The 16,684-nt window shown below is 32.1% G+C and carries 15 protein-coding genes and 2 pseudogenes; 8 read left to right on the top strand and 9 right to left on the bottom strand.

Annotation, left to right across the window (positions count from 1 at the left end; all coding sequences use genetic code 11):
- Window positions 1–99 precede the first annotated feature (99 nt).
- The 4 genes from ACSBO6_RS06150 to ACSBO6_RS06135 form a co-directional block, all read right to left on the bottom strand.
- Window positions 100–1,320, bottom strand: a complete 1,221-nt coding sequence (locus ACSBO6_RS06150; RefSeq protein ID WP_098846921.1) for an NAD(P)/FAD-dependent oxidoreductase — start codon at window positions 1,318–1,320, stop codon at window positions 100–102.
- A 144-nt stretch (window positions 1,321–1,464) separates the two neighbouring features.
- Window positions 1,465–2,529 carry a class III poly(R)-hydroxyalkanoic acid synthase subunit PhaC gene (phaC, locus tag ACSBO6_RS06145; RefSeq protein ID WP_498844654.1) on the bottom strand — a complete coding sequence of 355 codons (1,065 nt, stop codon included), beginning with the start codon at window positions 2,527–2,529 and terminating at the stop codon, window positions 1,465–1,467.
- Between the two features lie 61 nt (window positions 2,530–2,590).
- On the bottom strand, window positions 2,591–3,331 hold the full coding sequence (locus ACSBO6_RS06140) for a 3-oxoacyl-ACP reductase (protein ID WP_483295202.1): 741 nt from the start codon (window positions 3,329–3,331) through the stop codon (window positions 2,591–2,593).
- 24 nt (window positions 3,332–3,355) lie between these two features.
- Window positions 3,356–3,868 (bottom strand): polyhydroxyalkanoic acid synthase subunit PhaR, encoded by a 513-nt coding sequence (locus ACSBO6_RS06135; RefSeq protein ID WP_098846919.1) that lies wholly within the window; start codon window positions 3,866–3,868, stop codon window positions 3,356–3,358.
- A 207-nt stretch (window positions 3,869–4,075) separates the two neighbouring features.
- Between ACSBO6_RS06135 and phaQ the strand changes: the two genes are divergently transcribed.
- The 7 genes from phaQ (at window position 4,076) to ACSBO6_RS06100 (ending at window position 10,607) form a co-directional block, all read left to right on the top strand.
- Window positions 4,076–4,495 (top strand): poly-beta-hydroxybutyrate-responsive repressor, encoded by a 420-nt coding sequence (gene phaQ, locus ACSBO6_RS06130; RefSeq protein ID WP_098846918.1) that lies wholly within the window; start codon window positions 4,076–4,078, stop codon window positions 4,493–4,495.
- Window positions 4,496–4,542: 47 nt separating this feature from the next.
- Window positions 4,543–5,052 (top strand): hypothetical protein, encoded by a 510-nt coding sequence (locus tag ACSBO6_RS06125; protein ID WP_098846917.1) that lies wholly within the window; start codon window positions 4,543–4,545, stop codon window positions 5,050–5,052.
- A gap of 57 nt (window positions 5,053–5,109) precedes the next feature.
- The gene (locus tag ACSBO6_RS06120; protein ID WP_098846916.1) at window positions 5,110–5,559 is read left to right on the top strand and encodes a MaoC family dehydratase; all 450 of its coding nucleotides are present in this window, start codon (window positions 5,110–5,112) and stop codon (window positions 5,557–5,559) included.
- An 86-nt stretch (window positions 5,560–5,645) separates the two neighbouring features.
- The gene (locus tag ACSBO6_RS06115; RefSeq protein WP_098846915.1) at window positions 5,646–5,834 is read left to right on the top strand and encodes an alpha/beta-type small acid-soluble spore protein; all 189 of its coding nucleotides are present in this window, start codon (window positions 5,646–5,648) and stop codon (window positions 5,832–5,834) included.
- Window positions 5,835–6,015: 181 nt separating this feature from the next.
- On the top strand, window positions 6,016–7,380 hold the full coding sequence (nagE, locus tag ACSBO6_RS06110) for an N-acetylglucosamine-specific PTS transporter subunit IIBC (RefSeq protein WP_498844367.1): 1,365 nt from the start codon (window positions 6,016–6,018) through the stop codon (window positions 7,378–7,380).
- Between the two features lie 749 nt (window positions 7,381–8,129).
- Window positions 8,130–9,227 (top strand): SDR family oxidoreductase, encoded by a 1,098-nt coding sequence (locus ACSBO6_RS06105; RefSeq protein ID WP_498844366.1) that lies wholly within the window; start codon window positions 8,130–8,132, stop codon window positions 9,225–9,227.
- 549 nt (window positions 9,228–9,776) lie between these two features.
- Window positions 9,777–10,607 (top strand): CAP domain-containing protein, encoded by an 831-nt coding sequence (locus tag ACSBO6_RS06100; protein WP_498844365.1) that lies wholly within the window; start codon window positions 9,777–9,779, stop codon window positions 10,605–10,607.
- 92 nt (window positions 10,608–10,699) lie between these two features.
- On the opposite strand, the gene ACSBO6_RS06095 is transcribed toward ACSBO6_RS06100, so the two are convergent.
- The 3 genes from ACSBO6_RS06095 to adhE form a co-directional block, all read right to left on the bottom strand.
- The gene (locus ACSBO6_RS06095; RefSeq protein WP_098846912.1) at window positions 10,700–11,389 is read right to left on the bottom strand and encodes a copper homeostasis protein CutC; all 690 of its coding nucleotides are present in this window, start codon (window positions 11,387–11,389) and stop codon (window positions 10,700–10,702) included.
- A 10-nt stretch (window positions 11,390–11,399) separates the two neighbouring features.
- Complete coding sequence (locus ACSBO6_RS06090; protein WP_498844364.1) at window positions 11,400–12,308, bottom strand: RluA family pseudouridine synthase; 909 nt, start codon at window positions 12,306–12,308, stop codon at window positions 11,400–11,402.
- 98 nt (window positions 12,309–12,406) lie between these two features.
- Entirely contained in the window at window positions 12,407–15,010 is a 2,604-nt protein-coding gene (gene adhE, locus ACSBO6_RS06085; RefSeq protein ID WP_498844363.1) for a bifunctional acetaldehyde-CoA/alcohol dehydrogenase, read from the bottom strand.
- A gap of 578 nt (window positions 15,011–15,588) precedes the next feature.
- Here adhE and ACSBO6_RS06080 point away from each other — a divergent pair.
- On the top strand, window positions 15,589–16,230 hold the full coding sequence (locus tag ACSBO6_RS06080; protein WP_286138364.1) for a YitT family protein: 642 nt from the start codon (window positions 15,589–15,591) through the stop codon (window positions 16,228–16,230).
- Here the strand turns inward: ACSBO6_RS06080 and ACSBO6_RS06075 are convergent.
- A pseudogene (locus ACSBO6_RS06075) lies at window positions 16,227–16,364 on the bottom strand (YodN-related protein); the annotation flags it as partial. The gene ACSBO6_RS06080 and the pseudogene ACSBO6_RS06075 sit on opposite strands and share 4 nt — an antisense overlap.
- Window positions 16,365–16,489: 125 nt before the next feature.
- Window positions 16,490–16,679, bottom strand: a pseudogene (locus ACSBO6_RS06070) (YodN-related protein); the annotation flags it as partial.
- Window positions 16,680–16,684: the final 5 nt, after the last annotated feature.

Below are 16,684 nucleotides of genomic sequence, written 5' to 3'. Positions count from 1 at the left end.
GTATAACACTCCTAAAATTTTAATTACCTATTAAATTTTCTTACTACTTTACTCTTTTTATACATGAAATTGGTAATTGAACTTCATTCTAATTAAACTTTAATAATCCATATAAATAGATGCGTCTGGATGAGATCCGACAGTAACTAGATCTTTTAATATTTTAGCTAATATATAACTATAAACAGTTCCATTTCCACCATAGGCCATTAAAAAAAAGCAATTAGGATATTCATCATATTGCCTAATCATTGGTAAGCCGGAATGTGTTCCTCCAAATGTACCAGTCCAATAAAATTCTGGTTTAGCATCTTTATAAATAGGAAACAATTCTATTAAATTTTTGATAAGCACTTCTTTTTTATGAAATAACATAGATTCACGTTTTTCTGGTATTATTGTAGGTTCATCAAGCCCTCCTACAATTATTCTCCCATCAACTGTAGTACGAAGATATAAATAAGGTCTTGCAGTTTCCCAAATTAAACAATTTTCATACCATGCATTGTTTTTCTCAATTAGAGGTTGGGTTGCAATTGCAAATGTTGATGTTAATACTGCATTTTTCTCACTTTTTACCTCTAATGATTCATAACCTCCAGCAAAAATAACTTTATTTGCTCGAATCGTATGTTTATTTTTAGTAAATAGTTTTACCCCTTCATCTGTACCAATGATCCGAATTACCTCTGTATCCGAAAATAACTTCACTCCACGTTTTTTGGCATATAAAAGTAAACCGTGTGCGCATTTATATGGATTTACTTCAGCGTCATCCCCTGTGAACAGTGCAGCTTCTTTTGAAAAATTAAACTTTTCTTCAATTTGTGATTTTGTATATCGTTCAACATTAAAACCATTTTCTATTAATGCTTTATATTCCAGATCAATCATTTTTTTACCATCTAAATTACTAGCAAAATATAAACTTTTTCTTTTTATAAAATCAGGATTAATATCGAACGTTTTTGACATTTCTTCAAGACCTTTAATTGCCTCTACACATAATTGATAATGACGGACAGCTTTTTCTTTTCCATAAGAATTGATAAACGAATTTAAAGTTTTATCATTTGAATATTGTAAGAGCCCCGTATTTGCACTAGTACTTCCTTGTACAAGTTTTTTACGCTTATCTAGTAATATGACCTTAGCTCCCGTTTGACTTAAGAAATAAGCACATAAACTTCCTGATTCACCGCCTCCAATTATTACATAATCACACGCTTGATCTTCATCGAGTGACTTTATATTTTCGAGATCACTATGTGAATCAGTGTATGTCGTTGGCCAATACAAGACTCCACTTATACTTTTCAACGTCTACTCTCCTTTCAAAAATCATATTTAAGGTAGTTTTTGTCAGTTGAATAAAAAAAATCCCACTTTTTTAAAAGTGAGATTTTTTTTTAAACGTAATATAGATCATTATTAATGCAAAGGATTTCTAGAAACTTACTGAAATTATGATCTTTCAGCCAACCATTTACCAATCGTTGGATATGTCGTTTTTAATGAAACAGGTCCAAACATGATTGATACATGGCCCGATGGAATCGAAACATACTGCTTATCTACGCTTGAAATATGCTCATTTAATGCTTCAACTTGGCAAGGCATCGCAATATGGTCTTTCGTAGCAGAAATATTTAAAACATTAGCTTTAATGTTTGAAACATCTACTTTTCTTCCTCTAATTTCTAGGTCACCGCTTAATAATTTATTTTGCTGGTAAAACTCTCTAATCCATTGGCGATATGCTTCACCTGGGAATGGAATACCATCTGTAACCCATTTTTGCATTAACTGCCACGATTTAATAAATTTTGTATTATCAGAACGATCCAATAATGTTACATAAGGTCCAACAAAATTAGTAACTGGTTTTAACATTTTGTTACCAAAATCGATCATTTCAGGAGGAATATTCCCCAATGTATCAACAGCTTTATCAAGTGCAAAGTATTTTTCATTTAAAAACGCACCATATAATCCTGTATCAGAAAAATCGAATGGACTAGTTACAAAAATTAAGTTTTTAATTGGTGCATTTTCATATAGTGCTGCATAAATACTAGTTAAAGTACCACCCATGCAATATCCTAACATGGATAATTCTTTTGCACCTGAAAAACGAAGAACCCTATTTACCGCTTTTGCAATATAGTCGTGAATAATATCGTCAAATTTTAAATGACGATCTTCATGACCAAATGTTCCCCAATCTAATAGATAAACATCAAATCCTTCATTTACAAGGTACTCAACAAAAGAGTTCCCCTTTGTTAAATCAAGAATATACGGTTTATTAATTAGCGCATAAATAAGAAGGATTGGCGTCTTTTTTACTTTTTTTGTAGTTGGAATATAGTGATATAATTTACTTTTATTTTTAGTCCAAATCACTTCTTTAGGAGATTGACCTACTAAAGGTTCTCCCTCTTTTATAAGAATATCTGCAGTTTTCTTCAATCTTTTGTATGATTCTTTTAATCCGCTCGGAAGCGATTGTGTAGCTTCTTCTAACATTTGTGAATTAAACACACTTTTCCCCCCTTTAGATCTTAAAAATGTCATCTATAAGTAAGACTTAAACGTAAAGTCCGCCATTTACATTAATCTGTTGACCAGTAATGTACTCTCCACCTTCACATAAGTAAATAACAGCTTTAGCAATCTCTTCTACAGTACCAAATCTTCTTTTTGGTATTCTAGATTTAATTTGCTCTTTTACATTTTCTGGAATTTCGTTTACCATGTCAGTTTCAATAAATCCAGGACATACAGAGTTTACCGTAACGTTTGATTTTGCTAATTCAAGTGCTAATGATTTAGTAAATCCAATCATGCCAGCCTTTGCAGCAGAATAGTTTGTTTGGCCGAATCCTCCTGATTGACCAATAACTGATGAAATATTAATGATACGAGCGTTATCAGATTCAAGTAGGTGAGGTAGAGCAGAATTACATGTGTTATAAACACTGCTTAAATTCACATCAATAACCTCATGCCAATCTTCTGCACTTAGTTTCTTGAAACTACGATCTCTAGTAATACCAGCATTATTAACAATAATGTCTAATCGGCCAAAATGCTCAACTGTACGATCAATTAATGCTTTCGCTTGATCTAATTCAGCAACGTTAGCTTGCACTGCTAATGCTTCATAACCATTTTCAAAAAGTTCATCTACAACTGCTTTTGCGTGTGCTTCACTATTATTATAATTGATTACAACTTTTGCACCTTTTTCTGCTAAAGCAAATGCTATACCTTTTCCGATTCCTTTTGCTCCACCTGTTACGATCGCTACACGATTTACTAAATCCATTGTCATTTCTCCTTTTTTAACTAGTTATTGTTTTGTTGGTTGTTTAGTCGTTAATTGTTGTAAAAGTTGTTCAATGTTAGCCATTGAAGACTTTAGTTGCTCAACGCTTTCCATTGAAGACTTTAACTCACTAATTTGTTGATGAATTGATTTGGTTTCAGCTTTTAATTTTGTAAGATCTCGTTTAACTGTCACAATGTCTAGCTCTTTTTTCAATGCTTGAACATCTAACTCGGGTTGGGAATCTAAAAATAATTGATCTTCTAATGTATCTACTTTTGATTCTAAATTAATCACTAAGCTAGCTACATTTGCAATATCTTCTTTAGAAGCAATATTTGAAGCCTCTAAGAACGTTTTTGATTGATCATTCAACATCTTTTTACAGAATAGATTAAAATCTATTACAGAACCCATCCACTCGGAAAATTCTTCCTTCTGAACATATTCGTTCATCATTTTTCCAAAGTATTTTTCATTAACATCATACATTTGCTTCCACATTTTTAATGGATCTGAATAATTTTGCTCTGACATGTTAATCCCCCTCACTATTTTAAGTATAGAAAACAAGTTAACGACAAAACAATCCAATGTTTTCGCGATATTTCTACATCTTCTGTCGAAATTTGTTTTTTAATATTCATTATATTTAAAATACATTGACAATAAATTTAACTAAGTGTAAATTACACCTAAGGGATAATGATTCCATTACTACGATATAGGGGGGAACAGTACTTTATGACAACAAATGAAAAGGAAACAAGTAAAAAAAATAAACTCGAAACTTCTGAATCGATTACATTGCCTAAAAACTTCTTAGTTCCCTTTCTACTTCTTAGCCTTAAGCAATGGAATATGCATGGGTATAAATTAATGCAAGTATTATTTGATTTAGGTTTTACTACGCTTGATTCAAGTAATGTCTATCGAATTCTAAGGCAACTTGAAAAAGATAGTTATATTAAATCTAGTTGGGAATATGGAAATGAAGGTCCGGCAAAACGAATTTACTCAATCACAGATGCCGGAGAGGAATATTTAAAAACTTGCCATAATTCATTTACTCAATATAATCAGATGCTCCAAACATTTTTTTCGATCTATACAAATTCATTCTTTCCATTTAGCAACTCTGATCAAAGTTTTAAAGATGATTGAAATTGCAGCAATGCATTCAATAATAAATTTTTTTGGAGGAAACACTAATGACTGAAAAAACAATCGAATTACAAACTGAACTTGCAGCTGAGAATTTTCAAAAAATGCTTCAATATTTATTAGACAATCAATTACAAATCCAACAATGGACAGAGTCATTATTTCAAGAACAAGCAAAACAATGGAAAACGTTAAACGATCAAGTTCAAGTACAACAACAAGAGTCATACGAACAATTCCAAGAAATGATTAAATTATTAAATGAAATTAAGCCTACAATTAATCAAGAGACTTATGAAAAAACTTGGAAAAAATTATTTGATCAGTTTGCTCCATTTCAATCTTTATGGACGAATATGAATCAAAACCCATATCAACCGTTTTTTCAAGCTATGAGTACATTTTCAAATCAACAACAACAATTATTCCAACAATTTTTTAAACAACCATTAACTAACTCACCTTACACTGCTTGGACGAACATGTATCAACAGTTCCAAAAAACTCAAGAAGATTGGTTAAAAAACCTACAAGAATTCTCATTCGCTAAACTATAATAATTGTACAATTTTCTTGATTAGCTAGGTATTTCATCAAGGAGAGGATGAAACAAAATGAATGTTTTCGAAAGTGCAAGACATGTACAGGAAGTTCATTTTGACTCCATATCAGTTGGTGATGAAGCTACTCTTGAAGTAAAAATTACTGCCGAGTTAATCGAACAATTTGCTGCAATTTCAACAGATGTAAATCCAATTCACTTATTAGATGATTTTGCAAAAGAAAGCATCTTTAAAGAAAGAATTGCACATGGCATGTTGATTTGCAGCTTTATTTCCTCAGTATTAGGTACAAAACTACCCGGTAAAAACACCATCTACCTATCTCAAGAAGTATTTTTCAAAGCACCAGTAAAAATTAATGACACAATTAAAGTAATCGTTAGTGTGATACGTAAAAGAGATGATAAAAAATTATTAACGCTCCAAACGAATGTATATAATCAAGAAAATGTACTCGTCGTTGAAGGCTCAGCGTTGGTTAAAAAGTTAACATCACCCTAATATGACTGTATTTACCAAGCATGAGAAATCCCTAAATGTAAAAAATAGAATTGTAAGCTATTACTTACAGAAAGGGAGAATTTATCATGGCTAGAACAAATAAATTATTAGTACCAGGTGTAGAGCAAGCACTTGATCAATTTAAATATGAAATCGCTAATGAATTCGGAGTAAATTTAGGATCTGATACAACTGCACGTTCAAATGGTTCAGTTGGTGGCGAAATCACTAAACGTTTAATTGCTCAAGCGCAAAGTCATTTAAAGGGTGTTTGATTTAAATAAAACTATATAAAATGGCTTAATATAGGGGAAGATTTAATTCTTCCCCTTTTATTTTTATTTTTATTGGAAGAAAATAGAAATTTTTATCTTAACTAGTTGTATAGACAAGTTGAGCGTTTTAAGTTAATATTGAAAGCGTAATCATTATAATAATTTTCGGAGGGAAAACATTATGCTTAGTTTTTTACAACGCATTGGTAAAGCATTAATGCTACCAATCGCTGTGCTTCCAGCAGCAGGACTTTTACTGCGCTTTGGACAACCAGATTTACTAGACATTCCGTTTATGGCGGCTGCTGGTAATGCAATTTTCTCTAATCTTCCATTAATCTTTGCTATCGGTGTTGCAATCGGTATTTCAAAGGATGGAAATGGAGCCGCCGGTCTTGCAGGTGCAATCGGTTACTTTGTATTAACTGCAGGAACAACTACGATAAATAAAGATATTAATATGGCTGCTCTTGGTGGTATTATTACAGGGGTTATAGCTGGTCTTCTTTACAACCGTTTCAGTGGTATTAAATTACCTGAATGGCTAGGTTTCTTTAGTGGACGACGATTCGTTCCAATTATAACATCAGCTACGATGCTTGTATTAGCAGGTATATTTGGTTATGTATGGCCAACAATTCAAGATGCAATTAACTCAGTTGGTAACTGGATTATTGCTATTGGTCCAATCGGGGCCGCAGTATTCGGTTTCTTAAACCGTATTTTAATCCCACTAGGATTACATCACGTATTAAATACAATTTTCTGGTTCAACTTAGGTGACTTTACTGATGCTGCTGGTAAATTAGTTCACGGTGACTTAAACAGATTCTTCGCTGGTGACAAATCTGCTGGTGCATTCATGACTGGTTTCTTCCCTATTATGATGTTCGGTCTTCCAGCCGCTGCATTTGCTATGATCGCTGCTGCGAAACCAGAAAGACGTAAAACTGTTTCAGGTATGTTTATTGGACTTGCATTAACATCTTTCTTAACAGGTATTACGGAACCAATTGAATTTGCATTCATGTTCATTGCTCCAGTACTATATACATTCCATGCAATCTTAACTGGTTTATCAATGGGTATCGTAAATGCTTTAGGAATTAAAGATGGGTTTACTTTCTCAGCAGGTTTCATGGACTACATCCTGAACTACAATATTGCAACAAAACCGATTCTGTTACTTCTAATTGGTTTAATCTTTGGTGCAATTTACTTTATCGTGTTCTACTTCGCAATTAAGAAATTTGACATTAAAACACCAGGTCGTGAAGATGAAGAAGCTGAAACTGATGAAGTAACAACTGAAATTGGTGATTCATTATACCTACAAGCTTTAGGTGGAAAAGAAAACTTAACAAATATTGATAACTGTACAACTCGTTTACGCTTACAAGTAAAAGATGCTTCTAAAGTAAATGAAGCACTTCTTAAAAAAGCAGGTGCTCGTGGAGTTATTAAATTAGACGATAAAAACGTACAAGTAGTAGTTGGTACAAACGTAGAGTTTGTTGCTGAAGACTTGAAAAAACAAGTAAAATAATTGTAATTGATTTTAAGGCTTGTCCGAATGGGCAAGCTTTTCTCTTGCAACTCATAAGGAATCACAATTAGTTAGGGAGCTAAGTCTTGAACTTTAGTTTCCATACGGGGCCATGTGAAACTCTTTAAGTTAAATCATGAATTATACTTCCTTTTAAGGGGTTCTTGAGATACTATTTAATCTAATTCTTGCATTTTACTTCCTCTTAAACGGTTCATACGGTACTTTTTATGCTATTTCATGAATTATACTTCCTCATAAACGGTTCATGCGGTACTTTTTATGCTATTTCTTGCATTTTACTTCCTCTTAAAGGGTTCATGCGGTACTATTTAGACTATTTCTTGCATTTTAATTCCTCTTAAACGGTTCATGCGGTACTTTTTATGCTATTTCATGAATTATACTTCCTCTTAATCGGTTCATGCGGTACTTTTTATGCTATTCCTTGCATTTTAATTCCTCTTAAACGGTTCATGCGGTACTTTTTAAGCTATTTCATGAATTATACTTCCTCTTAAACGGTTCATGCGGTACTTTTTAGGCTATTCCTTGCATTTTAATTCCTCTTAAACGGTTCATGCGGTACTATTTATGCTATTTCATGAATTATACTTCCTCTTAAACGGTTCATGCGGTACTTTTTAGGCAATTTCTTAAAATAATATTGAACAGAATATTACATTAAATGAATTTCACTTTAATAAAATAAACAAAGAAGTTTAATTTACATAAAGTAGGTGACTAAGATGGAAAGAACGTACTTTATTACTGGATTTCCCGGATTTATTTCAAAACATTTACTCCTTAAAATTCTTGATAATGAAATGTCTTTTCAAAAAATTTATTTACTCATTCTTCCTAATACTGAAAAACAATGCCGAGATTTTTTATTTACATTAGATCAAAAATATCCAGATTATACTCTTTTAAAAATAGAACTTTTAACTGGTGATATCACTAAGAAAAACTTTGGACTTAATTTAATAACTCAAAATGAACTTATTAATAATATAACAGACTTATTTCATTTGGCTGCAATATACGACCTTGCAGTGCCTAAAAAGATTGCATATGAAGTAAATGTGAAAGGAACAATAAACGTAAATGATTTCGCACTTAAGTTGAAATCTTTGAAGCGTTACACCTATTTTAGTACTAGCTATGTGTCGGGAACTCGTGAAGGAAGAATTTATGAACATGAATTAGAAATGGGACAAACATTTAAAAACTATTATGAAGAAACGAAGTATTATGCTGAAATTGAAGTTGAGAAGCTAAAAACCCAACTTCCAATCACCATCATCAGGCCTGGAATTGTAGTTGGTCATTCAGAAACTGGTGAGACAAGTAAATTTGATGGACCATATTTCATTTTAAACTTCTTCACAAAACTTCGCTATTTACCTATACCACAAGTAGGTAAAGATAATGCATATTGCAATTTCATTCCAATCGACTATTTAATTGACGCTGTTTACTATTTGAGTCATGCAAAAATCGGAGTTAACAAAACTTATCAAATTACAGATCCCTCTCCTTACCTTGTACAAGATATATATAAAGAATTTCTTTCCTATTACTTAAACAAAACTACCGTAGGAATTATTCCAATGAAAATAATTAATCCACTCCTTTCCATTCCTTTCATTAGACGTTTACTTAAAGTTGAAAAAGAGGTAATATCTTATTTTAATTGTTATTCCGAATATGATTGTATGAATACTTTAACTGATTTACAAAACACAAGTATCAAATGTCCGGACTTTAAAGATATACTTCCTGTTATTACAGATTATTATAAAGTGAATAAGGCAGTAACAGAAAAGCATGTATTAATTAAGTAAATCTAGTTATGTTATTTCGCTTCTATATATATGAAGGAAAAAAATCAAGAGACAGTCCCAAAAGGTAGATTTTAGCCTTGAAATTTATAAACAAAACGCAAGAATGTTGATTTAACAGCATTCTTGCGTTTTAATTTGACGTTTTTTAATTAAGTGGTTTGATACAACCTCTTTTACTTAGCTCTAAGTCAAAAATAATTTCAAATTATGCACCTTCAATACGTTCATTACAGAAAGATTACAATCGTAACTGAATAACAACAAAAATGGATTTTTCTTCCTGTATTATAACGTGGAAATATGATTATTTCTTAAGTTTAAATTTTTTCAGTGGAAATTTCAGGAAAAAATTTAAGATAATGTTTTAATAACATTCTAGTAAAATAGTAGTTATAACAACGACTTTTTTATTTCTGTATTAAAACAGTACTACCAAAAAAATCCTCAAATTCTCCTCGCCATTTTTTCCCATAATTATGTCATCCGTTTTCATGCTAAAGTATTACTTGTACAGCGAGACGATAACCAAACAATTGGAGGAGAACGAACATGAAAAAAATCATTACTTTATCAACTGTGGCTGCTACTCTATTAGTAGGTGCTCCTGTAGGTGCCGTAAACGCAGAAACAATTACTAAGGATACAACTAAATCATATACACAACATATTAATTTAAATAATTCTTTATTCCATTATTTTAAACTACCAAACTTATCAACTACAAATGGTACTATTAAAATCGATTTAAATAAATTATTTACTTCTAATGGTATTGATATGAAGGAACTTCAAGATGCTATGAAGCAACAATCTGGACAAGTTCCAACGACTAAGCCGGCTAACCCTGGAACTACAAAACCAACAGTTCCAACAACGCCAGCTAAACCAGCGACACCTACAACAAAACCGGCGGAACCAACTACACCAGCTAAACCAACAACTCCGTCAACTGAAACACCAGCTAAACCAACTACACCATCAAATCCATCAAATTCAGCATCATTATCAGCTTACGAATCAAAAGTAGTTGATTTAACAAATGCTGAACGTACAAAAGCTGGTTTAAAACCATTTACTGTAAATGCAACATTATCTAAAACAGCACGTTTAAAATCACAAGATATGACTGACAAAAATTACTTTGATCACAATTCACCGACTTATGGATCACCATTTGATATGATGAAACAATTCGGAATCTCTTATAACTATGCAGCAGAAAACATTGCTAAAGGTCAAAGAACTCCTGAAGAAGTAGTTACTGCTTGGATGAACAGTGCTGGTCACCGTGCAAATATCTTAAATCCTAACTTAAATCAAATTGGTGTTGGTTATGATTCAAGATCAAATGCTTGGACTCAACAATTCATCGGTAAATAATCAGTAAAGTTTTATATAAAGTAGTCCGTTTATCCGGACTACTTTTTTTATTATGTGAAAAAAACGTTGATGTATTCTAACATTATTTGACTTTAGCCTCGGATTAACTTTCTTCGTAAACGTTCCATTAATGAGGAATCTATTTCTTCAATTGCAGAGTTATTTTTTCGGACACCGGAACCAAAATGTATTTCTTCTACATTCGTATATTCTATAAAGTCTGTTATATTTTCAATGGATAATCCGCTTCCTGCTAAAATTTTTATATGCGATTTACTTGTCAGTTCAATCATATTTTTTATTATTTCTTTCCCATCAATAGCACTAGCAACACCACCAGATGTTAATACATGCGTAATTTCAGGGTAATTTTTTAATGTATTAATCGCTGCTAACAGATCATTTGATTCATCAATTGCTCTATGAAATGTTAAGTTCATATTTTTTACTCGAGCCGTTACTTTTTTTAACAGATCCTCATCAATTGTATTCTCTTTTGTCAAAGCACCAAAAACGATACCAGCAGCTCCAAGCTCGTTACATACACTAATATCACTTAGGATTACTTCTTGATCATACTGGTCATATAAAAAAGACCGACTATGAGGTCGAATCATGACATGTACTGGAATCGAGACATTTTGAACAACCTGTTTAATTGTCGCATAACTTGGTGTTAAGCCCCCTTCTTTTATCCCAGTAACTAATTCGATTCGATTTGCCCCAAACCTTTGTGCATCTAATGCATCTTTTACGTTAGTGGCAATAACTTCTAATAACATTTCATTCATCTCACTTTTCGTTAAGTATTCGTTTTATATCCGATGGAAATGGGATATGAATTGATAAATTTTCTTTCGTAAAAGGATGCACAAATTGTACATTACTAGCGTGTAATCCTTGACGATTCAATAAATTTTGTTTCCCACCATATAATAAGTCTCCGATTAATGGATGACCTAAAAAACTTAAATGAACTCGGATTTGATGTGTACGACCAGTATCTAACTGACATTCTAATATTGTTACATTCATCATTGATAGATATCTTATTTTTTTATATTGTGTAATTGCTTTATCGCCATTTCTTGAAACCCTTCTTCTAGTAGGATGATGTCGATCTCTTCCAATCGCTTCATCTATAGTACCTTTTGCTGATTTAACGTTCCCTTCAACTATAGCTGTATAAGTACGTTTGATTTTACGTTGGCTTAACATTGAATCTAAAATTGCACTACTCAATGCATGTTTAGCAAATACGACTCCGCCGGTCGTGTCTTTATCAAGGCGATGTATATGACGTACTTTTGTTTTTAATCCATTTTGTTGGAAATGAAATGCTACCCCATTTGCTAATGTATTTAACTGTCCTTTTTCATTAGGATGTGTGTCGACCCCAATAGGTTTATTAGCAATAAGTATATGTTCGTCTTCAAAACAGATTTCAATCGATTGTTCTTGCGGAATTACACCATAATCCTCCTCTTTGAACAATTGAATTTCAACTTGGTCACCACTTAAAAGGATTGTATTCCAAGGTTTAATTTCTCCATTAATTCTACAACCTTTTGCCATCCTTAATTCATGTAACAATTTCTTTGGAAACTGCCATACATTTTTTAAATAGGACTCAACTGTTTGATCTTTATGCTCAAAACCTATTATTACCTTATACCATGAATTTTGTTTCTTTAACTCCATTTTTTAATCACCACTTTCGATATGGCTATTATATCAAAATAATTAGCAAAAAAAAGAAGCACCTGTTTAAGTGCTTCTTAATGAAAAATGTAAATTCATTAACATCCTTTGAAAGCATTCAGATAAACTTCTTCTAATTCTTTTACTAGAGGTAGTTTTGGGTTTGCAGTAGTACATTGATCTTCGAATGCACGATCAGCTAAATAGGAAACTTTTTCTAAAAATTCTTTTTCAGTAACTCCTTGTGCTTCGATACTCATATTGATATTTAATTCCTTAGCTAAATTAATAACTGCTGGAATTAAACTTTCAACACCTTCTTGAGTTGTTGTTGCTGGTAGTCCTAGGAAACGTGCAATTTCAGCATATCGTTCATCAGCAATGAAATGTTTATATTTAGGGAATGCTGTAAACTTAGTTGGTTTCTTTGCATTGTATCTTATAACATGCGGCATTAATATTGCATTTGCTCTGCCATGTGGGATATGGAATTCCGCTCCAATTTTATGCGCCAAACTGTGGTTAATTCCTAAGAACGCATTTGCAAACGCCATACCTGCGATCGCTGAAGCATTATGCATTTTTTCACGGGCTTCAAGATCGTTCCCATTTTCATATGCTTTAGGTAAATATTTAAATACTAATTTAATAGCTTGTAATGCTAATCCATCTGTATAATCATTTGCTAAAACACTTACATAAGCTTCAATTGCATGTGTTAATACATCCATACCTGTATCTGCTGTAATGCTTTTAGGAACAGTTGATACAAATTGAGCGTCAATAATTGCTACATCAGGGGTTAATTCATAATCAGCTAAAGGATATTTGATATTATTTGCTTTATCAGTAATTACAGCAAAAGGTGTAACCTCTGAACCAGTACCAGAAGTAGTTGGTATTGCTACAAACTGCGCTTTACGACCTAATTTAGGGTATTTATAAGCTCTTTTTCGAATATCTAAGAATTTTTGTTTAGGTCCGTCTAAAGTAGTTTCTGGGTATTCAAAGAACATCCACATCCCTTTAGCGGCGTCCATTGCTGATCCACCGCCGAAAGCAATAATCGTGTCCGGTTCAAATGATATCATTCTATCTGCACCCTTTATTACAGTAACATCTGAAGGATCTGGTTCTACATCTGAAAAGATTTCAATCTGAACATTTCCTTGTCTTTTCTCTAAATAATATTTAATCACATCAACATAACCTAGTTTAACCATTGCTTCGTCTGTTACAATAAATGCTTTTTTAATATTAGGCATTTTTTCTAAATACTGTGTTGAATATTTTTCAAAATAAATTTTTGGTGGTAGTTTGACCCATTGCATATTCATATTTCTTCTTCCCAATTTTTTAATATTTAATAAGTGTACAGTTGTTACATTAGACGATACTGAGTTTTTACCATGCGATCCACAGCCTAATGTAAGAGAAGGAATAAAGGCGTTATATAAATCTCCAATTCCACCATGTGCTGAAGGAGCATTTGCTATGACACGACATGCTTTCATTCTTAATCCAAACTCTTTTTGAATTTCTTCATTATTGCTATGAATAACGGCAGAATGTCCTAATCCACCAAGCTCTAACATTTCTCCACAACGTTTAAATCCTTCTTCTTTATCATTTACTTTAATTGCTGCTAAAACTGGGCTTAATTTTTCTCTTGTTAAAGGTTCCTTCTCACCTACACTTGTGCATTCAACAATAAGAATTTTTGTATCTTCAGGAACAATAATGCCAGCAAGCTTAGCAATTTCATATGCAGATTTACCAACTATGTCACCATTTACAGCACATGTAGCTTCATTTATGACTAGCTTTTCTAATTTCTTTTTATCTTCTTTTGTAGCATAATAACAATTATTTGCTTTTAATTCTGCTTTCACTTCATTATAAACTTCTTTATCTACAATAACGGCTTGTTCAGAAGCACAAATCATGCCATTATCAAATGTTTTTGAAAGAATTAGATCATTCACTGCAGATTTTATTTCAGCAGATTTCTCAATATAGCATGGTACATTACCAGGTCCAACCCCTAAAGCAGGTTTTCCTGTACTATAAGCCGATTTAACCATACCAGCACCACCAGTTGCTAAAACAAGTGCTACTCCTTCATGATTCATTAAACATTTTGTTGCTTCTATTGAAGGGACTTCAATCCATTGAACACAGTTTTCTGGTGCTCCAGCTTTAACTGCTGCATCACGAACAATTCTCGCTGCTTCTCTACTACATTTTTGTGCGGAAGGATGAAAAGCAAAAATAATTGGATTTCTTGTTTTTATTGCGATGATTGCTTTAAATAAAGTAGTTGATGTAGGGTTAGTTGTTGGTGTGACCCCTGCAATAACCCCTACAGGTTCAGCAATTTCAGTTATTCCTGTTTGCTGATCTTCACTTATAATCCCAACTGTTTTATTATCTTTAATTGAATTCCATATATATTCAGTCGCAAATATATTTTTAATAATTTTATCCTCATAGATTCCACGATTTGTTTCCTCAACTGCCATTTTTGCTAGTGGCATATGTTGATCTAAACCTGCTAGAACCATCGAATGTACAATTTCATCGATTTGAAGTTGATTAAAGCTTTCAAATTCCTTTAATGCTTTTTGTCCTTTTACGACTAAATCATTTACCATTTCAGAAGCGTTACTAATTTCATTTACAATTTTTTCTTGAACAGCCATTTGGCTCTCCTCCTCTGATGTCGGACAGTAATCACCATATTGAAGCTTCATTATGTCCGATTTATAATTGTGAAATATTTCACAATTCTATTTACAAATATAATATATATCCTTTTGATTGAAATTGCTATGTCTAATTTGTGAAATATTTCACATTTTGTATATTTTCCTTTCTTTCCTTACTTTTAACTTCTTGTAGATTTTTGTTAATTCTTTTCTTTTTTCAAATATTTTCGCATATGATAAAATTAAGAATAAGTTCTCATTGAACTTATTTTTCACCTGTTAGATTTTTCTAACAAAACTGGTATAAAGGACGTGTAACCATGATTGCTCGAAGGAGCATTTGGCAACGTAAAGACTTATCCTACACTTAGCAGTTTTAATTTAGAGAACCAAAAGAACTCTAAAATAAAACTGAAGGTAGGCGAAACTATGGTTGACAGGCGATTATGTTATTTCTTCAATGATATATAGCTATGTAGTTAGAAAGCCAAAAAACTAACTACGAGCTCTATATGTACGTAGTTAGTTTATAAGCTACTTTTAACTACTAACTACGAAAAGAGGAAATAACAATGAGTAACAATCGTTTGGGTGAGACCTTAATGATTTTAGTTGGTTCATTTATTTTAGCCACTACACTGTATCATTTTCATTATCAAAATAATTTAGCTGAAGGTGGATTTATTGGTATTGCTTTATTAGTAAAAAACGCTCTAAATATATCACCTTCAATTACAACCTTGCTACTTGATATTCCAATTATCTTAATCGCTGGATTGTATTTAGGTAGAAAATTATTAATTAATACGACTATCGGTGCAATTTCATTTTCTGTTTTTTATTCTATAATAGAAAAAACATCTTCTAATTTTACATTTAATTTTGGAAGTCATCTTTGGATACCCGCTATTTTAGGTGGAATTTTCGCTGGACTTGGTTTAGGGTTAATTCTAAGAAGTGGTGGTGCAACTGGTGGAGATGATTTAATCACAATCATAATGAGCAAAAAATCAAAAATATCGATCGGTAAAGTATATTTTATTTTTGATGCTATAATACTTCTTTGCTCACTATCTTACCTTTCTTGGAATGAAGTAGGATATACCATTCTTTCTGTTGCAATCTGTGCGAAAGTAACAGAATTGGTCTATGAAAGTAAATTTCAAAAAGAATCTGTTACAATTAAAACGAATGAAAAAAGATTACATGCTTAATGCATGTAATCTTTTTTTGATTCTGAAAAATCGGTGAGCTCATTTAAAACATTTTCGGCAGCTAGATCGTAAAGACAATCTTTAAAAAGTATTGCTAGTCTTCGATAATCATTATATTTATCTAATAGCTCGTCTACAGATGTGGCATTACCGATGCTTGTTTTCTTTCCTTCTTCCTGCTTTTTAGCAAACTTAATTGTAAATGTGCCAAGTTTCTCAAACATTGAACCGTAGAAATCATCGAAGTTCGATACGCTTATTAATTCATCTTCTTCAGCGTCAACTTGAAGACCATCAAATTCTCGTAAGAGTTCGTAAATAATGCTACTGTACTCATCATTTAAATAAATACTTTTTTCGATCCTGTACCCGATCACTCGATAGAAATGACCATCATTCTTCACAAATTGAACAGTATCATTTATTTTAAACTTAAAATACTTAAACATTGAAC

The sequence above is a fragment of the Bacillus sp. AL-1R genome, from assembly GCF_052180195.1.
Lineage (GTDB): Bacteria > Bacillota > Bacilli > Bacillales > Bacillaceae_G > Gottfriedia.
The sequence above is the reverse complement of the archived record's forward strand: the minus strand, read 5'-3'. Positions and strand labels throughout refer to the sequence as shown.